Here is a 26,504-nt window from a genome sequence, read left to right as displayed (position 1 = left end):
GGCCCGAACCACCGCCGTCATTCCGGGGCGGCCCTCAGGGCCGAGCCCGGAACCCATGAACACCGGACGAACCGAATGGAGACGACCCTTCGAGCCTGGCCTTCCAGAGCGGGGTTCGTGGATTCCGGGGTCATCGCTGCGCAATGCCCCGGAATGACGGCGGTGTTCCGCGCAAGATCATGTCCACGGCGATTCTCTCAGTATCCGAGCAGGAACGGGTTCACCCCCGCACGCCGCCAGCCGGCTTCCGTCACCAGGAGGTCGAGCCCGAGGCTCGCAACGTCGTCGGCTACCGCTTCCAGCTCCGGCGCCTTGCGGCGGTTCAGGATCTTCACATAGGTCCGGCACTCGTCGCAGGTCTCGGCCTTGATCGTGTCGGCGATGCCCTCGATCTCCTGATAGGCGATGCCCTTGGTCGAGCCGCAGGAGACGCATTTCACCCGGACATGGTTCCACTGCGCCGCGCAGAGCGAGCACTGAACATAGCGGACGCCCTCGACATGGAGATCGGCGACGACCGCGCTCGCGACCGGCGGCCCGCCGCAGCACGGGCAGACGCCGTCGGCGACCGGCTGAGGCAGGACGGGATCGAGCAGGGCGCTGCGTCGGGCCGCGACGACCTGCAGGGCGGCGGCGGCGAAGATGTGCTCGGCGACGGCTTCGACCGGCACCGCATCGGCCAGCACGGCGGCGAACATGGCCTGCCGCGCCTCCGGTCCCGCCGCGGCGGCGCGGGTAAGGGCCTCGCGGGCGAGATCCGGCATGGAGACATCGGCCAGCAGCGCTGCGAGCCGGTCGAAGGCCTCGGAAACGCTGCGATCTGTCGCCAGCTCTTCGCGCGGTAGCAGCGGCATCGCATTACCGGCGCGCATTCTGAGATCGCCGGGGGAAGGCATGTCGGGGGCGCCGATCGCTGCCGCAAGCGTCGCCTGCGCCTGGCTCACGCCGCCGAGAAAGGCGAGATAGGCTTCGAGCTGATGGCCCGGCGCGAGCACGGTGAACCGCGCCGCGCGCTTGTCGAACAGCGTCTCAGGCTCCGGCAGGCGCAGGAAGGGCGGCTTGTCGCGCTCGGCAATGCCGACCTCTTCGAAGGCGGCGAAGCCCGGATCGTCACTCATTTGGTGTCCTCTCGAACCGCACGGGTCACGGGAGGCGGCACGGCCGGGGCCGCGCCGCAGGCCATAAAACTCATTCGGCCGGGCCGGGGCTATGGCGGCGCGGCGGCGTCTGGCGCTCGTCGATCACGCCCTCGCGCGCTTCCTGCCGCAGCCAGAGCCGATGGTGGCGGAAGGCCCAGCCGCCCGTCACCTTGCCCTCGGTCATGGCGCTGATCGTGCCACGGACATAGAAGCCGGCATAGATATGGACGATGACCACGAGCAGCATGGCGACTGCCGCCAGCGCATGCACGATATGGCCGAGGCGCTGCTGCTCGATGGTGAAGCTCGCGCCGAAATACTCGTACCAGATCATGATGCCCGTCCCGAACAGGACGATGATGAGCAGGGTCATCAGCCAGAAGACGATCTTCTGCGCGCCATTGTACTTGCCGATCTCGGGCAGGTTCTCCTCGCGGCCCGACATCACCTCGCCGATATGGCCCATCCACTTGGTGTCGGCCTTCGTCCAGAAATTATACCTGACCATCTGGACGAACAGGATCGCGAAGCTCGCGAGCAGCACGACGCCGAGCCAGGGATGCAGCGCCCGCGTGTTGGAGCCGCCGCCGAACAGGCTCGACAGGAAGAACAGCGACGGGTGGAACAGCGCCGCCCCGCTCAGCGTGAGCAGGATCAGCGAGATCGCGGTGATCCAGTGATTGACGCGCACGCGGCCGGGATAGCGGTCTACGGTCGTGCGCTCCTCTTCACGCCTGACGGCCACGGGCTGCCTCCTCGTCGATCAGATGCTCGGCCTCGCGCGCCTCCGCGCGGCTGACATCGTTGCGTCGCGCCACCGTCGCATGGACGAAGGCGAAGGCGGCGGCGAAGCCCACGGCCGCCATGCCGGCATATTTGGTCAGCCCCTTCCAGAGCTCGACGACCTGGCTGATGCGCGGATTGTTCGGCAGGTTGGCATAGAGCTGCGGCTTGTCGGCGTGATGCAGGACATACATCACATGCGTGCCGCCGACGCCGGGCGGGTCGTAGATGCCGGCATTCTTGAAACCGCGCGATTTCAGATCGGTGATGCGGCCCTGGGCATGGTCGAGCATCGCCTGCTTGGTGCCGAACACGATCGCGCCGGTCGGGCAGGCCTTGGCGCAGGCCGGCGCCTGGCCGACCGAGACCCGGTCCGAGCAGAGCGTGCATTTATAGGCCTTGTGGTCGGCCTGGCTGATGCGCGGGATGTTGAAGGGGCAGCCCTTCACGCAATAGCCGCAGCCGATGCAGTTCTCCGAGACGAAATCGACGATGCCGTTATTGTACTGCACGATCGCGCCCGGCGAGGGGCAGGCCTTGAGGCAGCCCGGATCGGCGCAATGCATGCAGCCGTCCTTGCGGATCAGCCATTCGAGATTGCCGCTCTCCGGATTCTCCCATTCGGTGAACCGCATCAGCGTCCACGAGTTCGGCGTCAGGTCGTGCGGGTTTTCGTAGACTCCCACATTGACGCCGACCTCCTCGCGCAGGTTGTTCCACTCCAGGCAGGCCGCCTGGCAGGCCTTGCAGCCGATGCATTTGGAGACGTCGATGAGCTTCGCCACCTCGAAGTCGTGGCGGACATCCGGCGGCCTGAAGGTGGTCGCCGAGATGCGGGCGAAGTCCTGACTTTGCAGTCCAGCCATTGCTTCCTCCCTAGCTCGTCGCCGGACCGTTGGACGGCTCGACATTCACCAGGAACGCCTTGAACTCGGGCGTCTCGATATTGGCGTCGCCGACGAACGGGGTGAGGCTGTTCGGGCCGAAGCCCTTGCGTGCCGCACCGGTGAAGCCCCAGTGGAGCGGGATGCCGACGACATGGACGGTCTTGCCGTCGCAGGTCAGCGGCTTGATGCGCTTGGTCACCACCGCCTTGGCATAGACCGTGCCGCGGGCCGAGGAGACCTTCACCCAGCCGCCCTTCTGGATGTTCTTCTCCGCGGCCAACTGTTCGCTGATCTCGACGAAGAACTCCGGCTGGAGCACCGCATTCACCCAGACATGCTTGGTCCAGTAATGGAAGTGCTCGGTCAGGCGGTAGGAGGTCGCCGCATAGGGGAATTTGTCCGAGGTCCCGAGCGCGGCGAGGTCGTCCTTGAAGATGCGCGCGGCGGGATTGCCGCGGATCTTGGGCGCCATGACGTTGGCGACCGGGCTTTCGAACGGCTCGTAATGGGCCGGGAAGGGACCGTCCTTCATCATGCCGCGCGAGAACAGCCGCGCCGTTCCCTCGGGGTTCATGATGAACGGGCCGACATCGCGCGGCTTCGCCGTCGCCGCGATGTCCGGCACGTCGTAGCCGGTCCAGGCCGCACCGTTCCACTCGATCAGCTTGCGCTTGGGATCCCAGGGCTTGCCGTCGATATCGGCCGAGGCGCGGTTGTAGAGGATGCGGCGGTTGGCCGGCCAGGAGAACGCCCAGTTGGAATAGGCGCCGGTATTGGCCGGATCGCTGGTATCGCGGCGGGCCATCATGTTGCCCTTCTCCGTCCAGCAGCCGGAATAGATCCAGCAGCCGCAGGCGGTCGAGCCGTCGTCGCGCAACTGGCCGAAGGTGTCGACCTGCTTGCCTTTTTCCAGCAGGACCTTGGTCGGGTCGACCGCGTCCGTCACCGTCGAGACGACATAGCCGTTCAGCTCCTTGGCCATCTCGTCCGGCTGCGGATCGTCGGGCTGGCGATAGGGCCAGTGCAGATTGACGATCGGATCCGGGAAGGTGCCGCCCTCCTTCTCGTAGAGGGCGCGCAGGCGCTGGTGGATCTGCGCCATGATCCAGGCGTCGGTCCGGGCCTCGCCCGGAGGTTCCTGGCCCGGCCAGTGCCATTGCAGCCAGCGGCCGGAATTGACCAGCGAGCCTTCGTCCTCGGCGAAGCAGGTGGTCGGCAGCTCGAAGACCTCGGTCTGGATCGCTTCCGGCTTGACGTCGTTATGGACGCCCTCGTCCTTCCAGAACCGCGCGGTTTCCGTCTGCAGCGGGTCCATCACCACCAGGAATTTCAGCTTCGACAGCGCGGCCGTCACCTTGCCGCGATTGGACAAAGAGAGCAGCGGGTTGAAGCCCTGGCAGAAATAGCCGTTCACCTTGCCCTGGTGCATCATGTCGAAGTACCGGAGCATGTCGTAGCCGGGCACGTCGAGCTTCGGCAGCCACTGGTAGGAGAAGTCGTTCTCCGCCGTCGCGGCCTTGCCCCACATGGACTTCAGGAAGCTCACCATGAACTTCCTGTAGTTCTGCCAGTAGCTCATCTGGTTCGGCCGCAGCGGCTTGAAGCCGCGCGTCGACATGTAGGTCTGGAAATCGACCTCCCTGTCGGTTCCCAGCGTGAGATAGCCCGGGATCAGGTTCGACATCAGGCCGATATCGGTCAGGCCCTGGATGTTGGAGTGCCCGCGCAGCGCGTTCATGCCGCCGCCGCGCATGCCGATATTGCCGAGCAGCAACTGCAGCATCGCCATCGAGCGGATGTTCTGCGAGCCCTTCGAATGCTGCGTCCAGCCGAGCGCATACATCGAGGTCATGACCTTGTCGCGCGCGGAGGTTTCCGAGATCAGCTTGCAGACCGCCAGGAACTTGTCCTTCGGCGTGCCGCAGATGCGCTCGACCATCTCCGGCGTATAGGCGGCGATGTGCTTCTTCAGCAGTTGGTAGACGCAGCGCGGATGCTGCAGGGTTTCGTCGACCTGGACATAGCCGTCCGGCCCGAGCTCGTATTCCCAGCTCGAGCGGTCATAGTCGCGCTTGGCCTCGTCATAGCCGGTGAACAGGCCGTCCTGATAACCGAAGCCCTCCTTCACGATATAGGGCGCGTTGGTGAAGGCGCGCACGTAGTCGTGCTGGATCTTGTCGTTGTCGATGCAGTACTTCATCGCCCCGAGCAGGAAGGCGATGTCGGTGCCTTGCCGGATCGGCGCATAGTAATCCGCGACCGAAGCCGAGCGCGTGAAGCGCGGATCGACGACGATCAGCTTGGCGCCACGCTGGGCCTTCGCCTCAGTGACCCATTTGAAGCCGCAGGGGTGCGCTTCCGCGGCATTGCCGCCCATGATGATGACGAGATCGGTGTTCTTGATGTCCGTCCAGGAGTTGGTCATCGCACCGCGACCGAATGTTGGGGCCAGACTGGCCACCGTCGGTCCGTGTCAAACGCGCGCCTGGTTGTCGAACGCCAGTATCCCGGCGCTTCGCACGACCTTGTAGGTCAGGAAGGCCGTCTCGTTGGTGGTGGCCGAAGCGGCCAGGAAGCCCGTGGTCAACCAGCGGTTGACCGTGACGCCGTCCTGGTTCTTGGCGACGAAGTTCTTGTCGCGATCATCCTTCATCAGCCGCGCGATGCGGTCGAGCGCCTCGTTCCAGGTGATCTGGCGGAAGGCCTTCTCGCCGGGGCCGCGATATTGCGGCACCTTGGTGCGCGTCTCGGAATGGACGAAGTCGAGCAGCGCGGAGCCTTTCGGGCAGAGCGTGCCGCGATTGGTCGGATGGTCCGGGTCGCCCTCGATATGGATGATCGCCGGATGGGCGTTCTTGGACTTGTCGCCCAGGCTGTACATGATGACGCCGCAGGCGACTGAACAATACGGACAGGTATTTCGTGTTTCCGTGGTGCGTGCCAGCTTGAAGGGCCGCACGGCCTGGGCAAGTGCCTCCTCGGCACCCCCGAACCCCAGCGCGGCGACGGCAGAACCGCCCAGACCCGCGCCTGCGGCTTTCAGAAACTGGCGACGCGAGAGCTCATGCAGCATCTCAACCTCCCAGGCGACGACGAAGCGTCGTTCAATTTAGAATAGTGAAACTCTCCGCAGGGGGCGTCAAGCTGCCGCTCCGGTAACCGGATGGGCGGACTCTTAGACTTTGGGTGTGCGATCATCGCAGCCGGATGGCGGCGTCGGATTCGCACGGTTGCGACCCCGCCAAAGTGAAGAAGCCGCCTCCGGGTGGCCCGGCGGCGGCTTCTTGCGGGCTGTCGGCTTTTGTTGGAGGGCCTTATTCGGCCGGAGCCATCAGGGGTTCGTCGAGGAAATCCGGAAGCTGGCCCGCAAGCGCGGCCTTCAGGCGGTTCTCGTCAAGCTCGCCTTCCCAGCGCGCCACCACGATTGTGGCGACGGCGTTGCCGATGAAGTTGGTCACCGCGCGGCATTCCGACATGAAGCGGTCGATGCCGAGGATCAGCGCCATGCCGGCGACCGGAACGGCCGGGACGACGGAGAGCGTGGCAGCCAGCGTGATGAAGCCGGCGCCGGTGATGCCGGCCGCGCCCTTCGAGGACAGCATCGCGACGAGCAGCAGCAGGATCTGGTCGCCGAGCGGCAGGTGGATGTCCATCGCCTGCGCGATGAACAGCGCCGCCAGCGTCATGTAGATATTGGTGCCGTCGAGATTGAAGGAATACCCGGTCGGGATGACCAGCCCGACGACCGAGCGCTTGCAGCCGGCGGCCTCCATCTTCTCCATCAGGCTCGGCAGCGCCGCTTCCGAGGAGGAGGTGCCGACGACGAGGAGGATCTCGTCCTTGATGTAGCGGATCAGCGCCAGGATCGAGAAGCCGTTATAGCGGGCGACGACACCGAGCACGACCAGCACGAAGACCGCCGCCGTGATGTAGAAGGTCAGGATCAGGAAGGCGAGGTTGGCGACCGAGCCGATGCCGTAGCGGCCGATGGTGAAGGCCATCGCGCCGAAGGCCCCGATCGGGGCGGCCTTCATCAGGATCGCGACCAGCTTGAAGATCGGGGTCGAGAGCGCTTGCAGGAAGTCGAGCACCGGCTTGCCGCGCTCCCCGACCATGGCCAGCGACAGGCCGAAGAGCACCGAGAAGAACAGCACCTGCAGGATGTCGCCGGAAGCGAAGGCGCCGACGATCGTGTCCGGGATGATGTTCTGCAGGAAGCCGACGATGCTGGTGTCATGCGCCTTGGCGGCGTAGCCCTGCACGGCCTTGGCATCGAGGCTGGCAGGACTGATGTGAAGGCCTGCACCGGGCTGGATCAGGTTGCCGATGATCAGGCCGACGATCAGCGCCAGCGTCGAGAAGCACAGGAAATAGATCATCGCCTTGCCGGCGACGCGCCCGACCTTCTTCATGTCGGTCATCCCAGCGATGCCGGTCGAGACCGTCAGGAAGATCACCGGCGCGATGATCATCTTCACCAGCTTGATGAAGGAATCGCCGAGCGGCTTCAGGGCGGCGCCCTGTTCCGGCGAGAAATGGCCGAGCAGGATGCCCGCCGCGATGGCGAACAGCACCTGCACATAGAGATGTTGATAGAACTTCTTCGGGCGCGCCGGCTGAGCGGGCGCGATGATCGGGTTCGCCATGGTCTGCTCCTTGGGTCGGCGGTCGTCTTGGTCTTGTTCGAAACCGCTGCCCCTCTTCCGCAACCCGCGTGCCAACCGGGTGGAGTCATGAAAATCAAACGAAACCAATGAGTTGCGATTCCCGGCGGAATCAGTTTGCGAATACCTCGAGCGGAATTCCGCACGCGGCCTCTTGATTTGTGCGGAATTCCGCACAACGACTCCGGGATGAGCCGATCCGGGCGCGATCCATGGAAGAATGCCGCGAGGCAGCGCTGGCTGGTCTTCGGGCTGGTCGTGGCGGCGCTCGCTGTCGCCTCGCTTTTCGCGGCTGGAGAGATCGGCCGCAGCCGCGCCATCGCCGCGACGGAGATTCGGGCGACGGATGGCGGTACACTGGCGCTGGCGATCCTGCGTGGCGAACTCGAGAAGCAGCGCGCGCTCCCCGTCATCCTGGCGCGCGACCCCGATGTCAGGCAGGCGCTGACCGGCGGCAGCCGCCATGGGCTCGACCTCAAGCTGGAGGCGATCGCGAAGGAAGCGCGCGCGGCCGTGATCTATCTGCTCGGCCCGGACGGCGTCGCGATCGCGGCGAGCAACTGGAACGAACCGACGAGCTTCGTCGGCAGCAACTACAGCTTCCGCGACTACTTCAAGGGCGCCGTGGCCAACGGAGCGGCCGAGCAATTCGCGCTCGGCACCGTCAGCCAGCGCCCCGGCCTCTATGTCACACGGCGGATCGAGGAGGGTGGCCGCAGCCTCGGCGTCATCGTCGTCAAGGCCGAGTTCGATCGCGTCGAGGCGGATTGGCGGGCGCTCGGCGGCCAGACCTATGTCGTCGACAGGCGCGGCGTCGTGCTGCTCTCGACGGTCGAAGACTGGCGCTTCCGCGTCGAGACGCCGCTCGATCCGGCGACCGCCGTCGCGATCCGTGATTCGCTCCAGTTCGGAACCGCGCCGTTGACCATGCTGCCCTTGCAAGAGCGCGGCGATCTCTTGCAGGGCGCCGATGCCTTCGCCGGGCGCTATGTCCGCATTCGCCAGCCCGTCGCGACGACGGACTGGCTCCTCGAAGTGCTTCAGCCGGTCGATGCCGCGATCGCTGCCGGGCGCTCGCAGTCGCAGGCGCTGGCCGCGCTGCTGCTCATGCCAGGCGCGGCGCTGGCCGGTTTCGCGCTCTATCGCCGCCAGCGCAACCTCGCCCGGCAGGAAGCCGATGCCCGCTCCAAGGCCGAGCTGGAGGAGCGCGTCGCCGAGCGCACCGCCGAACTCGCCGGCGCCAATGAACGCCTCGTTGCCGAGATGGCGAAGCGCACCCGCGCGCAGGAGCGGCTTTCGAATCTCCGCGAGGAACTGGCCAAGGCCAACCGCCTCGCGACGCTCGGCCAGATCACCGCCGGCGTCGCCCATGAGGTCAACCAGCCGCTCGCGGCCCTGCGCACCTATGCCGAGAACGCCCGCACCTTCCTCAGGCGCGCGGAGCCTGCGGATGCCGACGGCGCGCTGGTCCGGATCGTCTCGCTGACGGACCGGATCGGCGCGATCACAGAGGCTTTGCGCGGCTTCGCCCGCCGGAGCAAGGAGCCACTCGCACCGGTCCCGATCGGCACGATCATCGACGGCGCCCTGACCCTGCTCGAAGGTCCCTTGCGCCAGGCGGGCGTGACGCCGCTCGTCACCGCGCCGCCGGAGACGGTCCATGTCATCGCCCGCTCGATCGAGCTGGAGCAGGTCTTCGTCAATCTGCTGCGCAACGCGATCGAGGCGCTGCTGGAAGGCGGGCAGGGCGGCGAGCCCGCGCTCGCGATCACGGTTACGCCAAATCACGAGCGGGTCGAGATCGCGATCACCGATCGCGGTCCCGGACTGTCGGAGCAGGCGCTGGCGCAGCTCTTCGTCCCGTTCAGCACGTCGAAACCGAAGGGGCTCGGCCTCGGGCTGGTGATCTCTCAGGACATGATCGTCTCCTTCGGCGGCACCTTGACCGCGACGAGCGTCCCCGGCGCCGGCGCCAGCTTCGTCATCACTCTCGAAAGGGCGACGACATGAGCGATCCAGGAGCGGCGGCTGCTATCGAGGTCTCCTTCGTCGATGACGATCCCGATCTGCGCGACGCCAATGTCCAGGCTTTGCGCCTTGCCGGCTTCCGGGCGGTGGCGCTGCCGTCCGGGGAGGCTGCGCTGAAGCGGATCGGGCCGGACTATGCCGGCATCGTCGTCACCGATATCCGCATGCCCGGCATGGACGGGATCGAGCTGTTCCGGCGGCTGCGGGCACTCGATCCCGATATCCCGGTGATCGTGATCTCCGGCCATGCCGATATCGCCACCGCCGTCGGCGCGATGAGCGAGGGCGCCTATGACTTCATCGCCAAGCCCTATGCCGGCGAGCGCCTCGTCGAGACGCTCCGGCGCGCCGCCGAGAAGCGCGCGCTCGTCATCGAGAACCGGCGCCTGCGGGCGCTGGCCGGGCAGGGCGAGGAGGAGACCGCGCTGATCGGCGAGACCGCTGCGATCACGCGCCTGCGCCAGACCATCCGCGAGCTCGCCGATGTCGATGTCGACGTGCTCGTGCTCGGCGAGACCGGGACGGGCAAGGAGGTCGTCGCCGGCCTGCTGCACCGGCTCGGCCGGCGGCGCGAAAAGCCTTTCGTCGCGCTGAATTGCGGCGCGCTGCCCGACAGCGTGATCGAAAGCGAGCTCTTCGGCTACGAGCCCGGCGCCTTCACCGGCGCGCAGAAGAAGCGGATCGGCCGCATCGAGCATTCGAGCGGCGGCACGCTGTTCCTCGACGAGCTGGAGAGCATGCCGTCCGCGGCCCAGGTCAAGCTCCTGCGCGTGCTGGAGATGCGCGAGATCGCGCCTTTGGGCTCGAACGACCTTCGCCGTGTCGATCTCCGCGTCGTAGCCGCGACGAAGGCCGATCTCGGCGACCCCGCCCAGCGTCGCGATTTTCGCGAGGACCTCTATTACCGCCTCAACGTCGTAACGTTGCGCATCCCCCCTTTACGCGAGCGCCGCCGCGATATTCCGCTGCTTTTCACGCGCTTTCTCGCCCGCGCGGCGGAAAAGTATCGCCGGCCGGTGCCGGGGCTGGATCGGGCTGTCGAGCGCCATCTGGTCGAGAACGACTGGCCGGGCAACGTCCGCGAACTCGTCCACTTCGCCGAACGGGTCGTGCTCGGCCTGTCCAGTGATCTGCCGGCGCAATCGGCCCGCCCTGACGCTCCGGTCGCCAGCCTGCCGGATCGCCTCAATGCGATCGAGGCAAACCTCATCCGTGAGGCGCTGGAGGCCAATCGCGGCGATGTCCGCGCGACGCTGGAGATGCTCGGCATCCCCCGCAAGACCTTCTACGACAAGCTCGCCCGCCACGGCATCGACCGTGCCGCCTATGCGACAACGGAGTGAGTGAGACTTACCCGAACAGCGCCTGCGGGTCCGGCGTATAACGCCCGAGCTTGCCGCGATCGATCGTGACGCCGAGGCCCGGCAGGTCGGGGATCGTCAGCCAGCCTTCGGCATCGAGCGCGAAGGGCTTGGCCAGAATACCGTCGACATAGGGACTGCCGCCGATGAACTCGACGAGATCGGCATCGGGGAAGGCTGCGGCCATCTGCAGGTCGGCGGCGAGGCCGAGCGCCGTGTTCCAGCCATGGCCGACATATTTGATACCGAGATCATAGGCCATCCAGGCGATGCGGCGCTGCTCGGAGATGCCGCCGACCTTGGTGACGTCGGGCTGGACGATGTCGAGTGCTCCGGTCGTCAGCCAGGGAATGAAGCTCTGGCGCCGGGTCAGCACCTCGCAACCGGCGATCGGCACGGGCGAGGAGCGACGCAATTCGCGGTAATCGTCGATGGCATCGGGCCTCACCGGCTCCTCGAACCAGCCGACTTCGTAATCCGCTAGCATTTCGGCTGTGCGCTTCGCCCATTTCAGCCCATGAGGCCAGAGCGCGTCGCTGGCGCCTGCATCGACGAAGAGCCTGGACTTCTCGCCCGCCGCCTCGCGCGCGGCACGCACGATTGCCTCGTCGAGCTTGACGTCGAGCGCCCGGCCGAACGGCCCCCAGCCGATCTTGAAGGCGCTGAAGCCTTTTTCGCGGTAGCTGGCGACGACGTCCCGCATAACATCCGGCTTCTCCATCAGGAGCGAGCAATAGGGCTGCACGCGCTCGCGATAGCGTCCGCCCAGCAATCGCCCGACGCTGAGCCCCGTCGCCTGGCCGAGGATGTCCCATAGCGCGATGTCGATGCCGCTGATTGTATGGGTCAGCGTGCCGCCGCGCCCCATCCAGAAGGTGTTCTGGTGCAGCTTCTCACTGACGAAATCGGGCGAGAGCGCGTCCGCGCCGAGGAAAAGCGGTTCCAGCACCTTCAGCCCGGCCTGCACGAGGCGGCCATCGGTGAAGACGCTGCCATATCCGGTCAGGCCCTGGTCGGTATGCACCGCGATCAGCGCATGGATCGAATCCTCCGGCCGGATCTCGGCCGACCAGCCGCCCTTCGGGCTTTCGCCGAAAAGGGGGGCGGCCTCGATGCGGGTGATGCGGAAGGGCGGGAGCCCCGCCGCCCGGCCGGCCGCGCGCGTCTGGATGGGCTGGTCGTTCACGGCAAATCCCTTTCCCTGCGGCGCTGGGCGACGATGGCCTCGTAATCCATCGCGTGGTTCATGACGGTGATGTGCTCGTCGAGCGTGCGGGTGATCACCGCGATATCGCCGGCCTCGAAGGCCGCGAGCAGGTCGACATGCTCCTCGACCACGCCGGCCATCGGCTTGCCGAAGGTGGCGAGGCCGAAGATGATCGTGCATTGCGGCGCTAGCGTCTCCCAGAGGTCGAAGGTGACACTGTTGCCGCCGAGCAGGCAGAGCGCGCGGTGGAAGCCGGTATCGGCAACCGCGACACCATAGGCGCTGCCGCGCGCCGCCATCAGCTCCATTTCGGCGACGGCAGCCCGCAATTCGTCGAGATGGGCGCCGTGATTGCGGCCGGCGGCCACGGCGCGCACGACCGCGCTGGCTTCCAGCGCGATCCGCGCCTCGATGAGGTCGGAGACGCGCTCGTTCGTCACCGGGCGGAGCCGAATGCCCTTGTAGGGCTCGCTGACCACGACGCCCTGGCTTTCGAGCAGGCGCAAAGCCTCGCGCACCGGAACGCGGCTCACGCCGAGCTTGCGGGCAAGATCGACCTCGACGATCCGGTCGCCCGGCAGGATCAGCCCGGCGGCAGCGCCGGCGATGATCGCCTCGATCGCATGGTCGACGAGCGTCTGTGGCTGCAAGGGCTGCCAGTCGGGGCCAGAGCTTCTCGCCCGCTCCTGCGCCGCTGCTTCGGTTGCCCGCATCCGCTCGCCCGTATCGGTCATCCGGCTCTCTGCCCTTCGCTTGACAGATCGTATGATCGTATACAATCATACGAAACGCAAGAGCGAGGAGGGGTTCGCTATGGCGTCGGAAAGCCGAATTCGGTGCGAGATCGACTTTGAAGCGTCGGGGCGGCAGGCCGGCTATCTGCGGGCGCCCTTGTCGCGCAACACCTCCGGCTGGGGCGTCGTCGAAATCCCGGTCGTCAGCGTGAAGAACGGCTCCGGTCCGACGGTCCTGTTCACCGGCGGCGTACATGGCGACGAATACGAGGGCCAGATCGCGGTCTCGCGCCTCGCCCACAGCCTCGATCCGGCCAAGGTGCAGGGCAGGGTGATCATGATCCCGGCGCTGAACATGCCGGCCGTGCTCAACGACACCCGGCTCTCGCCGGTCGACAACCGCGATATGAATCGCTGCTTCCCCGGCAATCCGCGCGGCACCTTCTCCGAGATGCTGGCGCATTTCGTCGACAGCGTCGTGCTGCCGCTGATCGATGTCTCCGTCGATCTCCACACCGCCGGTCATTCCGGCGACTCGGCCCTCTCGACCAACATGCACTACGTCGCCGACGCGAAGTTGCGCGAGCGCACCATGGCGGCGGCTGCAGCCTTCGGCGCGCCCTACAATGTCGTGTTCTGGGGCGTCGACGAAGGCGCGACCCTGACCTCCTCCGTGGAGCGGCGCGGCATCCTCTCGCTCGGCACCGAGCTCGGCGGCTGGGGCCGCGTCAATGTCGAGGGCGTGCGCATCGCCGACCGGGCGCTGACCAACATTCTCAAGCATTTCGGCCTGATGGACGGAAAACCCGACACGACGCAGCGCAACGGCTCTCCCGGCACCCGCCACATGATGGTGCGCGATGCCGCCGGTTATTCCTTTGCGCCGGCCGGTGGCCTGTTCGAGCCGCGTAACGTCGTCGGCGATCTCTGCCGCGCCGGCGATCTCGCGGGCTGTTTGCATTTCGTCGAGGACATCGACCGCGACCCGCTGGAGGTCCGCTACCGCCGCGACGGCGTGCTCTGGATGTCCGCGGGCCCTGGCCGCGTCCAGCGCGGCGATGCCGTCGCCGTGCTGATGGAGGATTACGACGCGGCGCGTGCCGCGGCCTGACCCAGCTTACGCCTGAACCACCACGTGCCTGACCATCAATCCTGAGGGGACAAGAACATGGCAAAGCACATCATCGTCGGCGCGGCTCTCGCGGCGGCGCTCATGCTCGGAGGGGCCCAGAACGCGCTGGCCCAGCGCAAGGGCGGCGACGTCGTCATCGGCATCAGCCAGGCGCCGCCTTCGCTCGATGCGCAGATCACCTCGGCGCAGGCCTCGCGCAACGTCACGCTCCACATCTTCGAGACGCTCTATGCTCGCGACGAGAACGCCAAGCCCGTGCCGGAGTTGGCCGAGGGCGTCACGGTCTCGCCTGACGGCAAGACCTATGTCTTCCCGATCCGCAAGGACGTGAGCTTCCATAACGGCAAGAAGCTCGACGCGGCCGATGTCGTCGCCTCGCTGGAGCGCTATCGCAAGGTCGGCGCCTCGCCGGCGCTGGTCGCCGCCATCGACACGATCAAGGCGAGCGGCGAGCACGAGGTCACGGTCACGCTGAAGCAGGCGCAATCGACCTTCCTCGACAATCTCTCCTCGCCGCGCGCGCCGATCGCGATCTATCCGGCGAGCGAGGCTGCCAAGGAAGCCGGCAAGATCGAGATCATCGGCACCGGTCCCTACAAATTCGTCGAGTACAGGCCGGACAGCCACGTCAAGCTGACGCGCTATGACGGCTATGCGCCCAATCCGAAGGGCACCGGCCGCGACGGTTTCGCCGGCAAGAAGGAAGCCTTCCTGGATACGGTGACCTTTCGCTTCATGCCGGAGGGCGGCGCCCGCAGCGCGGCGCTCGAAGCCGGGCAGATCCAGTTCAACGAGACCGTCGACGGGCCGACCGCAAAGCGCCTGGGCACCGACAACCGCTTCACCATCCACAAGATGGTGCCGTTCGGCCTGCAGGTGATCAAGTTCAACCAGGCCCAGGCCCCCGCCAATGACGTGAACTTCCGGCTCGCCGTCCAGGCGGCGCTCGACATGGAGGAGATCATGGCGATCTCCTATGCCGATATCTACCAGATGGATCCGAGCTGGCTCTATCCGGGCGCGGCCTTCCATTCAATGGTCGGCAGCGACAAGTACAACAAGTCCGACATCAAGCTCGCCAAGGAGCTGCTCGCCAAATCCTCCTACAAGGGCGGCAAGGTCACCTTCATCACCGACAACCTGCGCCCCAATGTCGATACGGCGACGCTGGTCCAGCAGAAGCTGAAGGAGATCGGCGTCGAGGTCGATATCGCGGTTTCCGACTGGCCGACCGTCTCGAAAATCGGCTTCACGCCGACCGGCTGGACCTTCTGGACGCATGGCTTCGGCATCGAGCCCTATGAAGGTCCGGGCTCGGTGATGGCGCCCTGGGTCAACGGCCTCTCGCAGCAGGCGAAGGATCCGGAGATCGATCGCATCGCCGCCGCCTTCAACGCCGAGATGGACGAAGGGAAGCGCAAGGCCCTCTTCGACGCCTTCCAGAAGCACATGTACGACGCGGCTGTCGCGATGAAGGCCGGCAACTACGGCGTCTTCCAGGCCTCGACGGCCAAGCTCAAGAACTTCAAGCCCTATCGCATCCCGCGCATGTGGGGCGTCTGGCTGGAGCCTTGAGGGCAGTCGTTCGCCAGCTGTCCAGAACGATGTCATCCCGGACAAGCCGCGAAGCGGGGCCGATCCGGGATCCATGCCTGAACCTTCATCGGAAGCGCTCCGGAATGGATCCCGGGTCTCCCTCCGGTCGCCCGGGATGACGCGCCTCTTTCTCGATCATCGACCAACGCTCGAAAGGAGGGCGGCATGGGGCATTTCCTGATCCGCCGGCTCGCGGGCGCCTTTCTCGTGCTCGTCCTGGTCTCGCTGCTGTCCTTCGCGCTGATCTGGCTGGTGCCGGGCGATCCGGCGGCAGCCTTCCTCGACGCCTCGGCGACGCCGGAACAGGTCGCCAGGCTGCGCAGCGCGCTCGGGCTCGATCTCTCGCTGCCGCAGCAGATGCTGGGCTGGTACGGCCGCATCCTGAGTGGCGATCTCGGCCAGTCGATCCTGCTCAACCGTTCGGTGACGGCGGCCCTGATCGAGCGCCTGCCGGTGACGCTCTCGCTGGCGGCGCTGGCGCTGGCCTTCGCCGTCTTCTTCGGCGTCGCCGCCGGCATCATCGCGGCCGTCAATCACAACCGCTGGCCCGATCAGGCGGTGATGACCACGGCGCTGCTCGGGCTCTCGGTACCGGATTTCTGGCTCGGCCTCGTCATGGTGCTGGTCTTCGCTGTCTCGCTCGGTTGGCTGCCGAGCGGCGGCTTCACGCCCTTCATGGAATCGCCGGCCGAATGGCTGCGCAGCATGGTCCTGCCGGCCCTGACCCTGGGGCTGGTGCAGGTCGGCTTCATCGCCCGTATGGCGCGGGCCTCGATGTTGGATACGCTCTCGCAGGATTATGTCCGCACGGCCGATGCCAAGGGGCTGGCCAAGCTCCATGTCGTCCTGCGCCATGCATTGCCGAACGCGATGATCCCGATCCTCACCGTGATCGGCATCGTCTCCGGCGCCTTGCTCGGCGGCGCGGTCATCGTCGAGCAGGTCTTCTCGATTCCCGGCATCGGCCGCCTGATCGTCGGCGCCATCGCCTCGCGCGATTTCCCGGTGCTGCAGGGCGGCTTGCTCTTCCTCGCGGTCATCTATCTCGCGATCAATCTCGTCGTCGACATCCTCTACGCCGTGGTCGATCCCCGGGTGAGGCTGGCTTGATGCAGGGCACGCCACTCGTCGGCCGCGCGCTCTGGGGGCGCCTCTTTCGCAACCGCTCCTTCGTCATCGGGGCGGTGCTGGTGCTCGCAATGGTCGCGGTCGCGCTTGCCGCCGATTGGCTCACGCCTTTCGATCCGCTCAAAAGCAATGTCCGCGCCCGCCTTGCGGCGCCCAGCGCCGTGCACTGGTTCGGCACCGACCATTTCGGTCGCGATATTCTCTCCCGCGTGATGATCGGCGCCCGCATCTCGCTCGCCATCGGCGCTTTCACGGCACTTCTGGCAGGCATCGCCGGCACGCTCTGCGGTGCCGTCGCCGGCTATTTCCATCATCTCGACCAGCCGATCATGCGGATCATGGATGCGCTGATGGCCTTCCCGTCGATCGTGCTGGCCATGGTCGTCTCGGCCGTGCTCGGTGCCTCGCTGACCAATGTCGTGATCGCGCTCGCCATCGCCACGACTCCGCATACGGCCCGCATCGTGCGCGCCTCGGTGCTGCTCGAAAAGGAGCAGGAATACATCGCCGCCGCCCGTTCGATCGGCGTCGGCGAATGGACGATCCTGTTCAAGCATGTGCTGCGCAATGTCGCCGGCCCGCTGATCGTGCGCCTGACCTATGTCTTCGCCATCGCGGTCCTGGCCGAGGCCGCGCTCTCCTTCGTCGGCGCCGGTCCGCCGCCGCCGGCCGCCTCCTTCGGCTCGATCATCGCCCAGGGGCGCGATTTCATGCGCGAGGCGCCCTGGATCACGGTATTTCCGGGCCTCGCGATCATCACCTGCGTGCTCGGCCTCAACCTGCTCGGCGACGGCCTGCGCGACGTGCTCGACCCCCGCCTGAAATTCTGACCCCGCCGGAGCCGCCCGATGAAGCGCATCCTGATCGCCGACTGCAAGCAGGAGATCTCCTCCTTCAACCCCCTGCCGTCGCATTACGAGAACTTCCTGATCCATCATGGCGACGGGCTCTACGTACAGCGCGGCCAGAACCAGGAGCTCGGCGGCGCGCTCGCGGTCTTCGAGGCGAGGCCAGATATCGAGATCGTGCCGACGATCTGCGCGCGCTCGGGCAGCGCCGGCCCGCTCTCGGCGGCAGGCTGGAAGAAGCTCTCGGAAGAAATCCTCGCCGCGATCTTCGCGAAGCTCGATCGCATAGACGGCATCTATGTCTCGCTGCATGGCGCGATGGGCGCTGATGGCGAGCTCGATCCGGAAGGCTACCTGCTGGAGAAGCTGCGTCAGCGCGTCGGGCCGGACATGCCGATCGTGATCTCGCTCGACCTCCACGGCATCCTGACCGATCGCATGCTCCGCAATGTCGACGGTTTCGCGATCTACTGGACCTACCCTCATGTCGATTTCGCGGACACGGGCCGCCGCGCCGCCGAACTTCTGCTCAAGCTGATGGCGGGCGGGATCAAGCCGGTCGCCGCCCGCGTCGTCATTCCCGCTCTCGTGCGTGGCGACGAACTCATCACCAAGATCGGCTGCTACGGCGAGCTTTTGGCCGAATGCCGCCGGCTGGAGGAGGAGGGGCGGGCGCTCGCGGCCGGCATCATGATCGGCAATCCCTTTACCGATGTGCCCGAACTCTGCTCGCAGGTGCTGATCCTCACCGATGGCGACAGGGACGCTGCCGAGAGCGAGGCGATCCGGCTCGCCGAGGAATTCTGGCCCTTGCGCTTCCGCATGCAGGGCAAGCTCGTCCCGCTGGAACGTGCCATCGCGCAGGCCCGCAGCATCGACGGTCCGGTGATCTTCACCGATGCCGCCGACGCGACCTCGTCGGGCGCCTCCGGCGACAGCAACGCGATCCTCGCCGCCTTGCGCAAGGCCGGCTACGGCAAGCGGGTGCTGGCCCAGATCGTCGACGCGCCGGCAGCGGCCGCCGCGCACAAGGCCGGAATCGGCGCGACGATCGAGGTCGCGCTCGGCGGTTCGATCGATCCCGCGCGCTTCCCGCCGATGCAGGTCAAGGCCAAGGTCAAGCTGCTCTCGGATGGCGAGGCGGCGCTGGAGACAATGAAGGCGCCGTTGAGCGCCGGGCCGACTGCGGTGCTGACCTGGGACAACGTCACCGTCGTGGTCATGAGCCGCTCGGTCAGCCTGTTCGACCGCGCGATGTACTACGCCAACGGCATCGACCCGACCGATTTCGACCTGATCGTGGTGAAGTCCCCCCACACCGAGTTCCACATGTTCGACCAGTGGTGCGCGCGGAACTTCAACATCGATGCGCCCGGCGCGACCTCCGCCAACCTGAAGAGCCTGGGCCACACCATCTGCGCCCGGCCGATCTACCCGCTCGACGAGGGCGTCGCCTTCGCGCCCCGCGCCACGATCTACGAACTGTGAGGAGAAGACCTGTGCCCAGGATCGAGGCCGTCGATTTCTTCTATCTCGCCATGCCCGTCGTCACCGATGAGGCCGATGGCAGCCAGGACGCGCTGCTGGTCAGGGTCGCCGCCGGCGGCCATGTCGGCTGGGGCGAATGCGAGGCGGCGCCGCTGCCCTCCATCGCCGCCTTCATCTGCCCGATGTCGCATGGCGTCTGCCGGCCGGTCGCCGATTCCGTCCTCGGCCAGACTCTGGAAAGCCCTGAGGACATCGCTCGCATCGCCGCGGCCGTCGCCTATAACTCGATGGACCTGCTTCAGGCGCCGCATACCTTCTCCGGCGTCGAGATGGCGCTCTGGGACATCCTCGGCAAGATGCGCTCCGAGCCGGTCTGGCGCCTGCTCGGCTACGCGAAAAGCCATCCCAAGACCCCCTATGCCTCGGTCCTGTTCGGCGACACGGCGCAGGAAACCCTAGAGCGCGCCCGCGATGCCCGCAGCCGCAGCTTCCGCGCCGCCAAGTTCGGCTGGGGGCCGATCGGCCGGGGCAGCGTCGAGGCCGATGCCGAGCATTTCGTCGCCGCTCGCGAGGGCTTGGGTCAGGACGGCATCCTGCTCGTCGATACCGGCCAGATCTTCATCGAGGATGTCGAGCGCGCCGCTGCCCGCCTGCCGGCGATGGAGAAGGCGAACGTGCTCTGGTTCGAAGAGCCTTTCCACGCCAGCGCGCTCGAAGCCTATGGCGCGCTTGCCAAACGCAGCCCCAAGGTCCGGCTGGCCGGCGGGGAGGGCGCTCATAACGAGTCGATGGCGCGGCAGCTCATCGACTATGGCGGCATCGGCTATGTCCAGATCGATTGTGGGCGCATCGGCGGCATCGGTCCGTCCAAAGCGGTAGCGGATTATGCCGTCGCGAGGGGCGTGACCTTCGTCAACCACACCTTCACCTCGCATCTCGCGCTCTCGGCCTCGCTCCAGCCTTATGCCGGTCTGGCTGAGCACAAAATCTGCGAATACCCGGCGATGCCGAAGCCGCTCGCGACCGCGATCTCCGCCAATCATCTGGAGCGCGACGCGAACGGGCAGGTCGCGGCGCCCGACGTCCCCGGTCTCGGCATCGCCGTCGCGACCACGGCGCTGCGCGGCTATCTTCAGGAGGTTGAGATCTCCGTCGGCGGCAAGCGGCTCTACGCTACGCCGAGCCTCTGACGCGATGTCCGCTTGACGCCGCGTTGCGCCCTTATAGGGTGTGCGCTGATCGAGGTTCTTCGGGTTGCTCCCGGAGCTAAGAGGGAATTCGGTGAGGCGCCACCCGCGCCAAAGCCGAGGCTGCCCCCGCAACTGTAAGCGGCGAGCTCTCTGTCCATCGTCCACTGGCGCTTTGCGCGCCGGGAAGGCCGGGCGGAAGCGGCATCGACCCGCGAGCCAGGAGACCTGCCCCGGTCGTCGAAGACGTCTTTCGGACGGGGTGTTCCGGAGCCTGTGTGTCGATGGCGGCCCCGTGCCGCTTGTCCGTCCCACATGCCCAAGCTGCCCCGGCCGTCATCTCGGGGAGCGATGAAGTCCATGTTCACGAAGTCCACCACACAGGCCGCTCGGGGCGGCTTGACGGCCGCCGGCCGCGCGCTCTATCAGAAATGCAACATTGTTACATTTCGGATGGTCTCGATGCCGGCTGCGCGCCCGTTCAATTCCCTGCTTCGCCTGTCTGCCGCCGCGCTGTTCGGCACTCTCGCCGCCGGCACGGCCACGGCGGCGCCCACGAAATATCCGCTGACGCTGGAGAATTGCCGCGAGACGATCACCTTCAACGCCGCGCCCAGGCGCGTCGTCGCGATCGGCCAGACGCAGACCGAAATCCTTTACGCGCTCGGCCTCGGCGACCGCGTCGTCGGCACGGCGGTCTGGTTCTCGCCGGTGGCCAAGCCCTATGAGGCGGTCAATGCCAAGGTGAAGCGCCTCGCCGACAATGATCCGAGCTTTGAGGCGGTGCTGGCGCAAGAGCCCGATCTCGTCACGGCGATGTTCGAATGGCATGTCGGGCCCAACGGCATCGTCGGCAAGCGCGACCAGTTCGCCAAGGTCAAGGTGCCGAGCTATGTCTCGCCGACCGATTGCGTCGGCAAGGATAATTCCGGGGCCGGCGACGGCGTGCGAACCCAGATGTTCACGATGGATCTGGTCTACCGCAACATCCGCGAATTCGGCGAAATCTTCGACGTCGCCGACCGGGCCGAGAAGCTTGTCGCCGAGCTCAAGGCGCGCGAGGACAAGGCGGTCGAGCAGGTCGCCAAGCTGAAGGCGCAGGACGTGCCGGTGGTCGTCTGGTTCTCCAGCAAGGACATCAAGGGCGACGGCTTCATGGCCGGCAAGAACGGCGTGCCCGCCTATATCCTGTCCAAGCTCGGTGCCCGCAACGTCATCTCGACCAACGAGGAATGGCCGCTGGTTGGCTGGGAGAGCATCGCGGCCGCCAATCCGGCCGTGATCGTCACCGTGAAGATGGACCGCCGCCGCTTCCCGGCCGACGATATCGAGAAGAAGCTGGACTTCCTGAAGACCGATCCGGTCGCCAGCAAGCTCGACGCCGTCAAGAACAACCGCGTCGTCATCATGGATGTCGGCGCGACCCGCGCCGGGCTCGACACGGTCGACGGCATCGAGATCTTGGCCAAGGCGATAGCCGGCTTCGGGATCTCGCGTTGAGCCACGCCGCCCACGGGCCGAACTGGCCGGCGCGGATCGGCATCGCACTGGCCTCGCTGCTGGCGCTGACGTTCTCGGTCGCGCTGGCGGTGACGATCGGCGAGATGCGCATCCCGCTGGATACGGCCCTGAAGGCGCTCGGCAACGGGCTGTTCGATCTCGACTTCCCCGTCAGCGCGATCCAGCAGGGCGTGATCTTCGATTATCGCCTGAGCCGCGCGCTGATGGCGGGGCTCTGCGGCGGCGCGCTCGCTTTGTCGGGTGCGATCCTGCAGGCGCTGCTGCGCAACCCGCTGGCCGAGCCCTATATCCTCGGCATCTCGGCCGGCGCCTCGACCGGCGCGGTAGCGGTGCTGATCCTCGGCATCAGCATCGGCGGCGCGGTGCTCTCGGTCTCGGCCGGCGCCTTCATCGGCTCCTGCGCCGCGCTCGTCGTCGTCGCCATGCTGGCGGCTGGGGCGGGCGGGGCAAGCGACCGTGTCATACTCGCCGGCGTAGCCACCTCGCAGCTCTTCAACGCGGCAACCGCGACGATCGTCACGACGCTCGCCAGCGCCGAGCAGGCGCGCGGCGTCATGTTCTGGCTGCTCGGCAATTTCGGCGGCGTGCGCTGGCCCGACATCTGGATGGCGGCGCCGGTCGCCTTCATCGGCTTCGCCATCTGTATGCTTCACGCCAAGGCGCTCGATGCCTTCGCCTTCGGCGTCGATGCCGCGGCCTCGCTCGGCGTCGCCGTCACGCGCGTCAAGGTCGTGCTGTTCGCAACGACGGCCGTGATGACGGCGGTGATGGTCTCGATCGTCGGCACGGTCGGCTTCGTCGGATTGATCATTCCCCATGCCGCGCGCTTCCTCGTCGGCTCCGGCCATGCCCGCCTGCTGCCGGCCTGCCTCGTCGTCGGCGCGATCTTCATGATCCTTGCCGACATCCTCTCCCGCATCCTGATACCCCAGCAGATACTGCCGATCGGCGTGGTGACGGCGCTGTTCGGCGCGCCGGTCTTCGCATTGATTCTCTATCGTGCCCGGAGGCCGGCATGACGCTCGCGACCCGCGAGATCCGCTGGGGTGCCGGCGGCCGGATGATCGTCGACGGCGTGACGCTGGAGGCCGCGCCCGGCCGGGTGCTCGGCCTGATCGGCCCGAACGGCTCCGGCAAGTCGAGCCTGCTCCGGTTGCTCTGCCGCCTGCGCAATGTCGCAAGCGGCGTCGTCACGCTCGACGGGAACGACATCGCCGCCGTGCCGCGCCGCGAGCTCGCGCGGCGTCTCGCCTTCGTCGAGCAGCAGGCCACGACCGAGATCCAGCTCTCCGTCTGCGATGTCGTCCGCCTCGGCCGCACGCCGCATCGCGCCGCGCTCGCCTCCTGGAATGAGGCCGACGAAGCGGCGGTCAACGAGGCGCTGGCGCGGGTCGGGCTCACGGAGCGCCACGATCAGTGCTGGCACACGCTCTCGGGCGGCGAGCGCCAGCGCGTCCATATCGCCCGCGCGCTCGCGCAGGAGCCGAGCGAGCTGATCCTCGACGAACCGACCAATCACCTCGATATCCAGCACCAGCTCTCGATCCTGAGCCTGGTCCGGCGCCTCGGCATCACCTGCATCATGGCGCTGCACGATCTCAACCTCGCCGCCATGTTTTGCGACGAGATCGCCTTGTTGCACGAGGGCCGCCTTCAGGCGGCGGGCGCGCCGGAAGAGGTGCTGACCGCCGAGGCGATCCAGCGCATCTTCGGGGTCGCGGTCTCGATCCGTCCGGGAGCCTCGGGACGCCGGCATATCGAATATCTGATCGAGGCCGAGCCACGAAGGCAGGCGCCCGGGAGCCCCTGAAGCCTCGTCGGGCCTTTCGTCGTCGGCGCGGCGCAAGCGCCACCGCATCGACGGATGCAGGGACTGCGCTTCGCCCGCTAGAGCATCGGCCCGAAAAGCGGAACGCGGCTTTCGGAAAAAGTCGATGTAAAATCAAAGATTTAGAGCATCTGACTGAATATCATATTCAGTCCGATGCTCTAAGGTGCTGGGCAGGCCGCGCCACTATCGGCCCAGGCCTGCATCAGCGCGCCGAACGCGGCGGCCGTGCCGGGCGCCGGCGTGCGGCCCTTGCCGGGGTTCCAGCCCCAGAGCACGAGGGTGTCGGTGGTGACGTGCTTCACCAGCGCGGCGAGGTCGCGGCTGCCATTGCGGTTCTGGTCCTTCAACTGCTCGCAGATCTGGCCGACCGTCTTGCCCTCCCAGGCCATCGAGGCCGGAGCCAGCGCCCAGTGCCCGTCGCCGGGCACGCCGGCCGGGTCGAAGTTCTGCTTGCCGTGGCAGGTCGCGCAAGGCAGGCCCGCGGCGCCATGCCCGTCCTTGCCGCGCACGACGAGCGGCTCGTGCAGCTTGCGCAGATCGCCCTGGCGCGGCCGCTCCGTCGCCGGATGGCAGTTCATGCAGCGCGGGTGGGTGAGCACCTTGCCCATCTCGTTGAACAGCGCGACCGAGCGGTCGCGCTGGTTGGCGATCGAGGCGAAGCTCGCTGCGGGGCGCAGGTTCGCGCCGCCGGGCTGGGCCTGCCCGGCATTCTGCGCCAGCGTCAGTGCGCTGCCGCCAATGCAGACCGCGAGCGCGGCGCCTGCGGCGAGGATCAGGTTGCGGCTCATCAGACGGTGCCTCCTTGCATCGGCAACTGGCGCGGCCGGCCGTGGCCGAGCGCGGCGAGCGCGTTGGCGACGGCGGGGCCGATCGGGGGCACGCCGGGCTCGCCGATACCGCTCGGCTTTTCGGTCGAAGGGATGATCGTCACCTCGACGGCCGGCATCTCGTGGATGCGCAGCGAACGGTATTCGTGGAAATTGGTCTGGATCGGCCGCCCGCCATCGAGGGTGATCTGGCCATAGAGCGCGTGGCCGAGGCCGAAGCCGATGCCGCCCTCGACCTGCGCGCGGATGATGTCAGGATTGACCGCGACGCCGCAATCGACCGCGCACCAGACCTTGTGCACCTTCGGCTCGCCTTCCGGCCCCATCGAGACCTCGGCGATCTGGGCCACGAAGGAGCCGAAGCTTTCGACCACGGCGACGCCGCGGGCGCGCCCGTCGACCGGCCCCGGCCCCTTCCAGTTCGCGAGTTCCGCGACGGCCTTGAGCACACCGGCGGCGCGCGGATGCTTGTCGCCCATCAGGGCGAGGCGGCCCTGCACGGCGTCCTGTCCCGCCGCCTGAAGCAGCTCATCAACGAAGCATTCGACGGCATAGCCGGTATGGGTGTGGCCGACGGAGCGCCACCACAAGGTCGGCACGCCGACCTTGGGATTATGCACCTCGCAGCGGAAGTCCGGCACTTCGTAGAAGATCTTGTTGGCGCCCTCGACCGATGTGGCGTCGACGCCGTTCTTCACGACCATCGCCTCGAAGGGCGTTCCGAGGAAAAAGGACTGGCCGACCAGCGTGCTCGCCCAGGCGGCGATCCTGCCGTCCTTCACCGCCCCCCGGAAGCGATGGACGAAGAGCGGGCGGTAATAGCCGCCGGTCAGGTCGTCCTCGCGGGTCCAGACCACCTTGACCGGGCGGTTGGGGCCGATCGTCTTGGCGACGGTGGCGAGTTCGGCCGCCAGATGCTGGCTGACCTGCGCACGCCGGCCGAAGCTGCCGCCGGCAAGCATCGTCTCCAGCGTCACCTTTTCGAGCGGCAGGCCGAGAATCGTGGCGATGGTCTGGTGCTCGGTCGTCTGGAACTGGCTGCCGAAGCGGGCATGAGCCGTCTGCCCGTCCCATTCGAGATAGCCGTCGAGCGGCTCCATCGGTGCATGGGCGAGATAGGGAAAGACGAACTCGGCCTCGATCACACGATCGGCCTTGGCCAGCATGGCCTCGGCATCGCCATGGCTGCCGGCGACCGTGCCGGGCTGGCGGGTGAGCTTGCGGTACTCGGCGATGAGCTCGGAGCTGCCGCGCGTCTCGGCGGCGCTGTCGTCCCAGGTCACCTTCAGCGCCTCGCGGCCCTTCAGCGCCGGCCACATCCCGTTGGCATAGACCGCGACGCCGTAGCCGATCGATTTCACGTCGACGACGCCCTTGACCTTGAGCGCTTCGGCGGCATCGAAGCTCGCGACCTTGCCACCGAAGCGCGGCGAGCGGGCGACGACCACCGTCAGCATGCCCGGGGTATGGATATCGATGGTGAACTGCGCCTTGCCGTGCGCCTTGTCGGCGCTATCGAGGCGCTTCACCGCCCCTTCCTTGCCGATGAAGCGATAGGCCGAGGCCGGCTTGAGCGGCGGATTCTCCGGCACGGGCAGTTTGGCGGCGGCCTCGGCGAATTCGCCGAAGCGGCCCTGCCTGCCGGAGGCATGGCTGATCACGCCCTCCTCGACCTTGATCTCGGAGGCCGGAACCTTCCAGCTATCGGCAGCGGCCTGCACCAGCATCATGCGGGCCGCAGCGCCGGCCTTGCGCATCTGCTCCCAGCTATTGGCGATGGCTGTCGAGCCGCCGGTGCCCTGAACGCCGAGGGCGAGATTGGCGTAAAGCTTGACGTCGGCCGGCGCATGCTCGGCACGCATCTGGCTCCAGGCGGCGTTCATCTCCTCGGCCGCGAGCGTGGCGAGCCCGGTGAACGGGCCCTGGCCGAACTCGATATGCTTGATCAGCACGGTCACCGTGGAGTCGGGCGCGACGCGGATGAAGGCGTTCGGCGCGAAGGTCGCGTTGCCGCCGGGCCGGTAGGCCGCACCGGCCCCTGATTGCGCTTTCGCATTCCGGGGCAGGTGGAAACCGATGACGAGGGCGCCGGCACCTGCCAGCAGGTTGCGGCGCGAGAGTTTGGGATCATGCGCGGTCATGG

Annotated in this window: 20 protein-coding genes and 1 riboswitch; of the genes, 11 read left to right on the top strand and 9 right to left on the bottom strand. The window is 66.9% G+C overall.

The genetic code is table 11. From position 1 onward, the window contains the following. Positions 1 to 197: 197 nt before the first annotated feature. From fdhE to OCUBac02_RS16670, 5 genes are all read right to left on the bottom strand, one after another. Complete coding sequence (gene fdhE, locus OCUBac02_RS16690) at positions 198 to 1,118, bottom strand: formate dehydrogenase accessory protein FdhE (RefSeq protein WP_173047179.1); 921 nt, start codon at positions 1,116 to 1,118, stop codon at positions 198 to 200. 70 nt (positions 1,119 to 1,188) lie between these two features. Then, positions 1,189 to 1,884: a formate dehydrogenase subunit gamma gene (locus OCUBac02_RS16685; RefSeq protein WP_052231867.1), complete on the bottom strand. Its 696-nt coding sequence runs from the start codon at positions 1,882 to 1,884 to the stop codon at positions 1,189 to 1,191. Continuing rightward, complete coding sequence (gene fdxH / locus OCUBac02_RS16680; RefSeq protein ID WP_173047177.1) at positions 1,868 to 2,788, bottom strand: formate dehydrogenase subunit beta; 921 nt, start codon at positions 2,786 to 2,788, stop codon at positions 1,868 to 1,870. The genes OCUBac02_RS16685 and fdxH overlap by 17 nt, the downstream gene beginning before the upstream one ends. 10 nt (positions 2,789 to 2,798) lie before the next feature. Next, positions 2,799 to 5,882 carry a formate dehydrogenase-N subunit alpha gene (gene fdnG / locus OCUBac02_RS16675; protein WP_173047175.1) on the bottom strand — a complete coding sequence of 1,028 codons (3,084 nt, stop codon included), beginning with the start codon at positions 5,880 to 5,882 and terminating at the stop codon, positions 2,799 to 2,801. Between the two features lie 241 nt (positions 5,883 to 6,123). Beyond that, entirely contained in the window at positions 6,124 to 7,455 is a 1,332-nt protein-coding gene (locus tag OCUBac02_RS16670) for a dicarboxylate/amino acid:cation symporter (protein ID WP_173047173.1), read from the bottom strand. A 207-nt stretch (positions 7,456 to 7,662) separates the two neighbouring features. On the opposite strand from OCUBac02_RS16670, the gene OCUBac02_RS16665 reads away from it, so the two are divergent. Continuing rightward, positions 7,663 to 9,483, top strand: coding sequence for a sensor histidine kinase (locus tag OCUBac02_RS16665; RefSeq protein ID WP_173047171.1), 1,821 nt, complete (start codon positions 7,663 to 7,665; stop codon positions 9,481 to 9,483). After that, entirely contained in the window at positions 9,480 to 10,844 is a 1,365-nt protein-coding gene (locus OCUBac02_RS16660) for a sigma-54-dependent transcriptional regulator (RefSeq protein WP_173047169.1), read from the top strand. Before OCUBac02_RS16665 ends, OCUBac02_RS16660 begins: the two co-directional genes overlap by 4 nt. 7 nt (positions 10,845 to 10,851) lie before the next feature. Here the strand turns inward: OCUBac02_RS16660 and OCUBac02_RS16655 are convergent, their stop codons facing one another. Together OCUBac02_RS16655 and OCUBac02_RS16650 are read right to left on the bottom strand one after the other, a co-directional pair. Then, a complete protein-coding gene (locus tag OCUBac02_RS16655) occupies positions 10,852 to 12,048 on the bottom strand; it encodes a mandelate racemase/muconate lactonizing enzyme family protein (RefSeq protein WP_244638964.1) in 1,197 nt (398 codons plus the stop codon). Continuing rightward, the gene (locus OCUBac02_RS16650; protein WP_244638963.1) at positions 12,045 to 12,803 is read right to left on the bottom strand and encodes a GntR family transcriptional regulator; all 759 of its coding nucleotides are present in this window, start codon (positions 12,801 to 12,803) and stop codon (positions 12,045 to 12,047) included. Before OCUBac02_RS16650 ends, OCUBac02_RS16655 begins: the two co-directional genes overlap by 4 nt. A gap of 79 nt (positions 12,804 to 12,882) precedes the next feature. Here OCUBac02_RS16650 and OCUBac02_RS16645 point away from each other — a divergent pair, with 79 nt between their 5' ends. From OCUBac02_RS16645 to OCUBac02_RS16605, 9 genes are all read left to right on the top strand, one after another. Further along, positions 12,883 to 13,914: a succinylglutamate desuccinylase/aspartoacylase family protein gene (locus OCUBac02_RS16645; protein ID WP_047572690.1), complete on the top strand. Its 1,032-nt coding sequence runs from the start codon at positions 12,883 to 12,885 to the stop codon at positions 13,912 to 13,914. Between the two features lie 57 nt (positions 13,915 to 13,971). Further along, a complete protein-coding gene (locus OCUBac02_RS16640) occupies positions 13,972 to 15,510 on the top strand; it encodes an ABC transporter substrate-binding protein (RefSeq protein WP_173047167.1) in 1,539 nt (512 codons plus the stop codon). A 186-nt stretch (positions 15,511 to 15,696) separates the two neighbouring features. Next, a complete protein-coding gene (locus OCUBac02_RS16635; protein WP_047572697.1) occupies positions 15,697 to 16,641 on the top strand; it encodes an ABC transporter permease in 945 nt (314 codons plus the stop codon). Next, complete coding sequence (locus OCUBac02_RS16630; protein WP_047572699.1) at positions 16,641 to 17,489, top strand: ABC transporter permease; 849 nt, start codon at positions 16,641 to 16,643, stop codon at positions 17,487 to 17,489. The genes OCUBac02_RS16635 and OCUBac02_RS16630 overlap by 1 nt, the downstream gene beginning before the upstream one ends. 18 nt (positions 17,490 to 17,507) lie before the next feature. Further along, entirely contained in the window at positions 17,508 to 18,995 is a 1,488-nt protein-coding gene (locus tag OCUBac02_RS16625; RefSeq protein ID WP_173047165.1) for a M81 family metallopeptidase, read from the top strand. An 11-nt stretch (positions 18,996 to 19,006) separates the two neighbouring features. After that, entirely contained in the window at positions 19,007 to 20,185 is a 1,179-nt protein-coding gene (locus OCUBac02_RS16620) for a mandelate racemase/muconate lactonizing enzyme family protein (RefSeq protein ID WP_244638962.1), read from the top strand. Positions 20,186 to 20,220: 35 nt separating this feature from the next. Next, positions 20,221 to 20,432, top strand: a riboswitch (cobalamin riboswitch). Between the two features lie 212 nt (positions 20,433 to 20,644). Further along, complete coding sequence (locus tag OCUBac02_RS16615) at positions 20,645 to 21,682, top strand: ABC transporter substrate-binding protein (RefSeq protein WP_173049632.1); 1,038 nt, start codon at positions 20,645 to 20,647, stop codon at positions 21,680 to 21,682. Then, positions 21,679 to 22,722, top strand: coding sequence for a FecCD family ABC transporter permease (locus tag OCUBac02_RS16610; RefSeq protein WP_047572708.1), 1,044 nt, complete (start codon positions 21,679 to 21,681; stop codon positions 22,720 to 22,722). Before OCUBac02_RS16615 ends, OCUBac02_RS16610 begins: the two co-directional genes overlap by 4 nt. Beyond that, entirely contained in the window at positions 22,719 to 23,513 is a 795-nt protein-coding gene (locus OCUBac02_RS16605; protein ID WP_173047163.1) for an ABC transporter ATP-binding protein, read from the top strand. Before OCUBac02_RS16610 ends, OCUBac02_RS16605 begins: the two co-directional genes overlap by 4 nt. Positions 23,514 to 23,692: 179 nt before the next feature. Here OCUBac02_RS16605 and OCUBac02_RS16600 read toward each other — a convergent pair whose 3' ends face one another. Beyond that, complete coding sequence (locus OCUBac02_RS16600) at positions 23,693 to 24,322, bottom strand: hypothetical protein (RefSeq protein ID WP_052231868.1); 630 nt, start codon at positions 24,320 to 24,322, stop codon at positions 23,693 to 23,695. After that, positions 24,322 to 26,502 (bottom strand): xanthine dehydrogenase family protein molybdopterin-binding subunit, encoded by a 2,181-nt coding sequence (locus OCUBac02_RS16595; RefSeq protein WP_173047161.1) that lies wholly within the window; start codon positions 26,500 to 26,502, stop codon positions 24,322 to 24,324. Before OCUBac02_RS16595 ends, OCUBac02_RS16600 begins: the two co-directional genes overlap by 1 nt. Positions 26,503 to 26,504: the final 2 nt, after the last annotated feature.

The organism is Bosea sp. ANAM02, from assembly GCF_011764485.1.
GTDB lineage: Bacteria > Pseudomonadota > Alphaproteobacteria > Rhizobiales > Beijerinckiaceae > Allobosea.
Note: the sequence above shows the minus strand (reverse complement) of the source record. Positions and strands in the feature narration are given on the sequence as shown.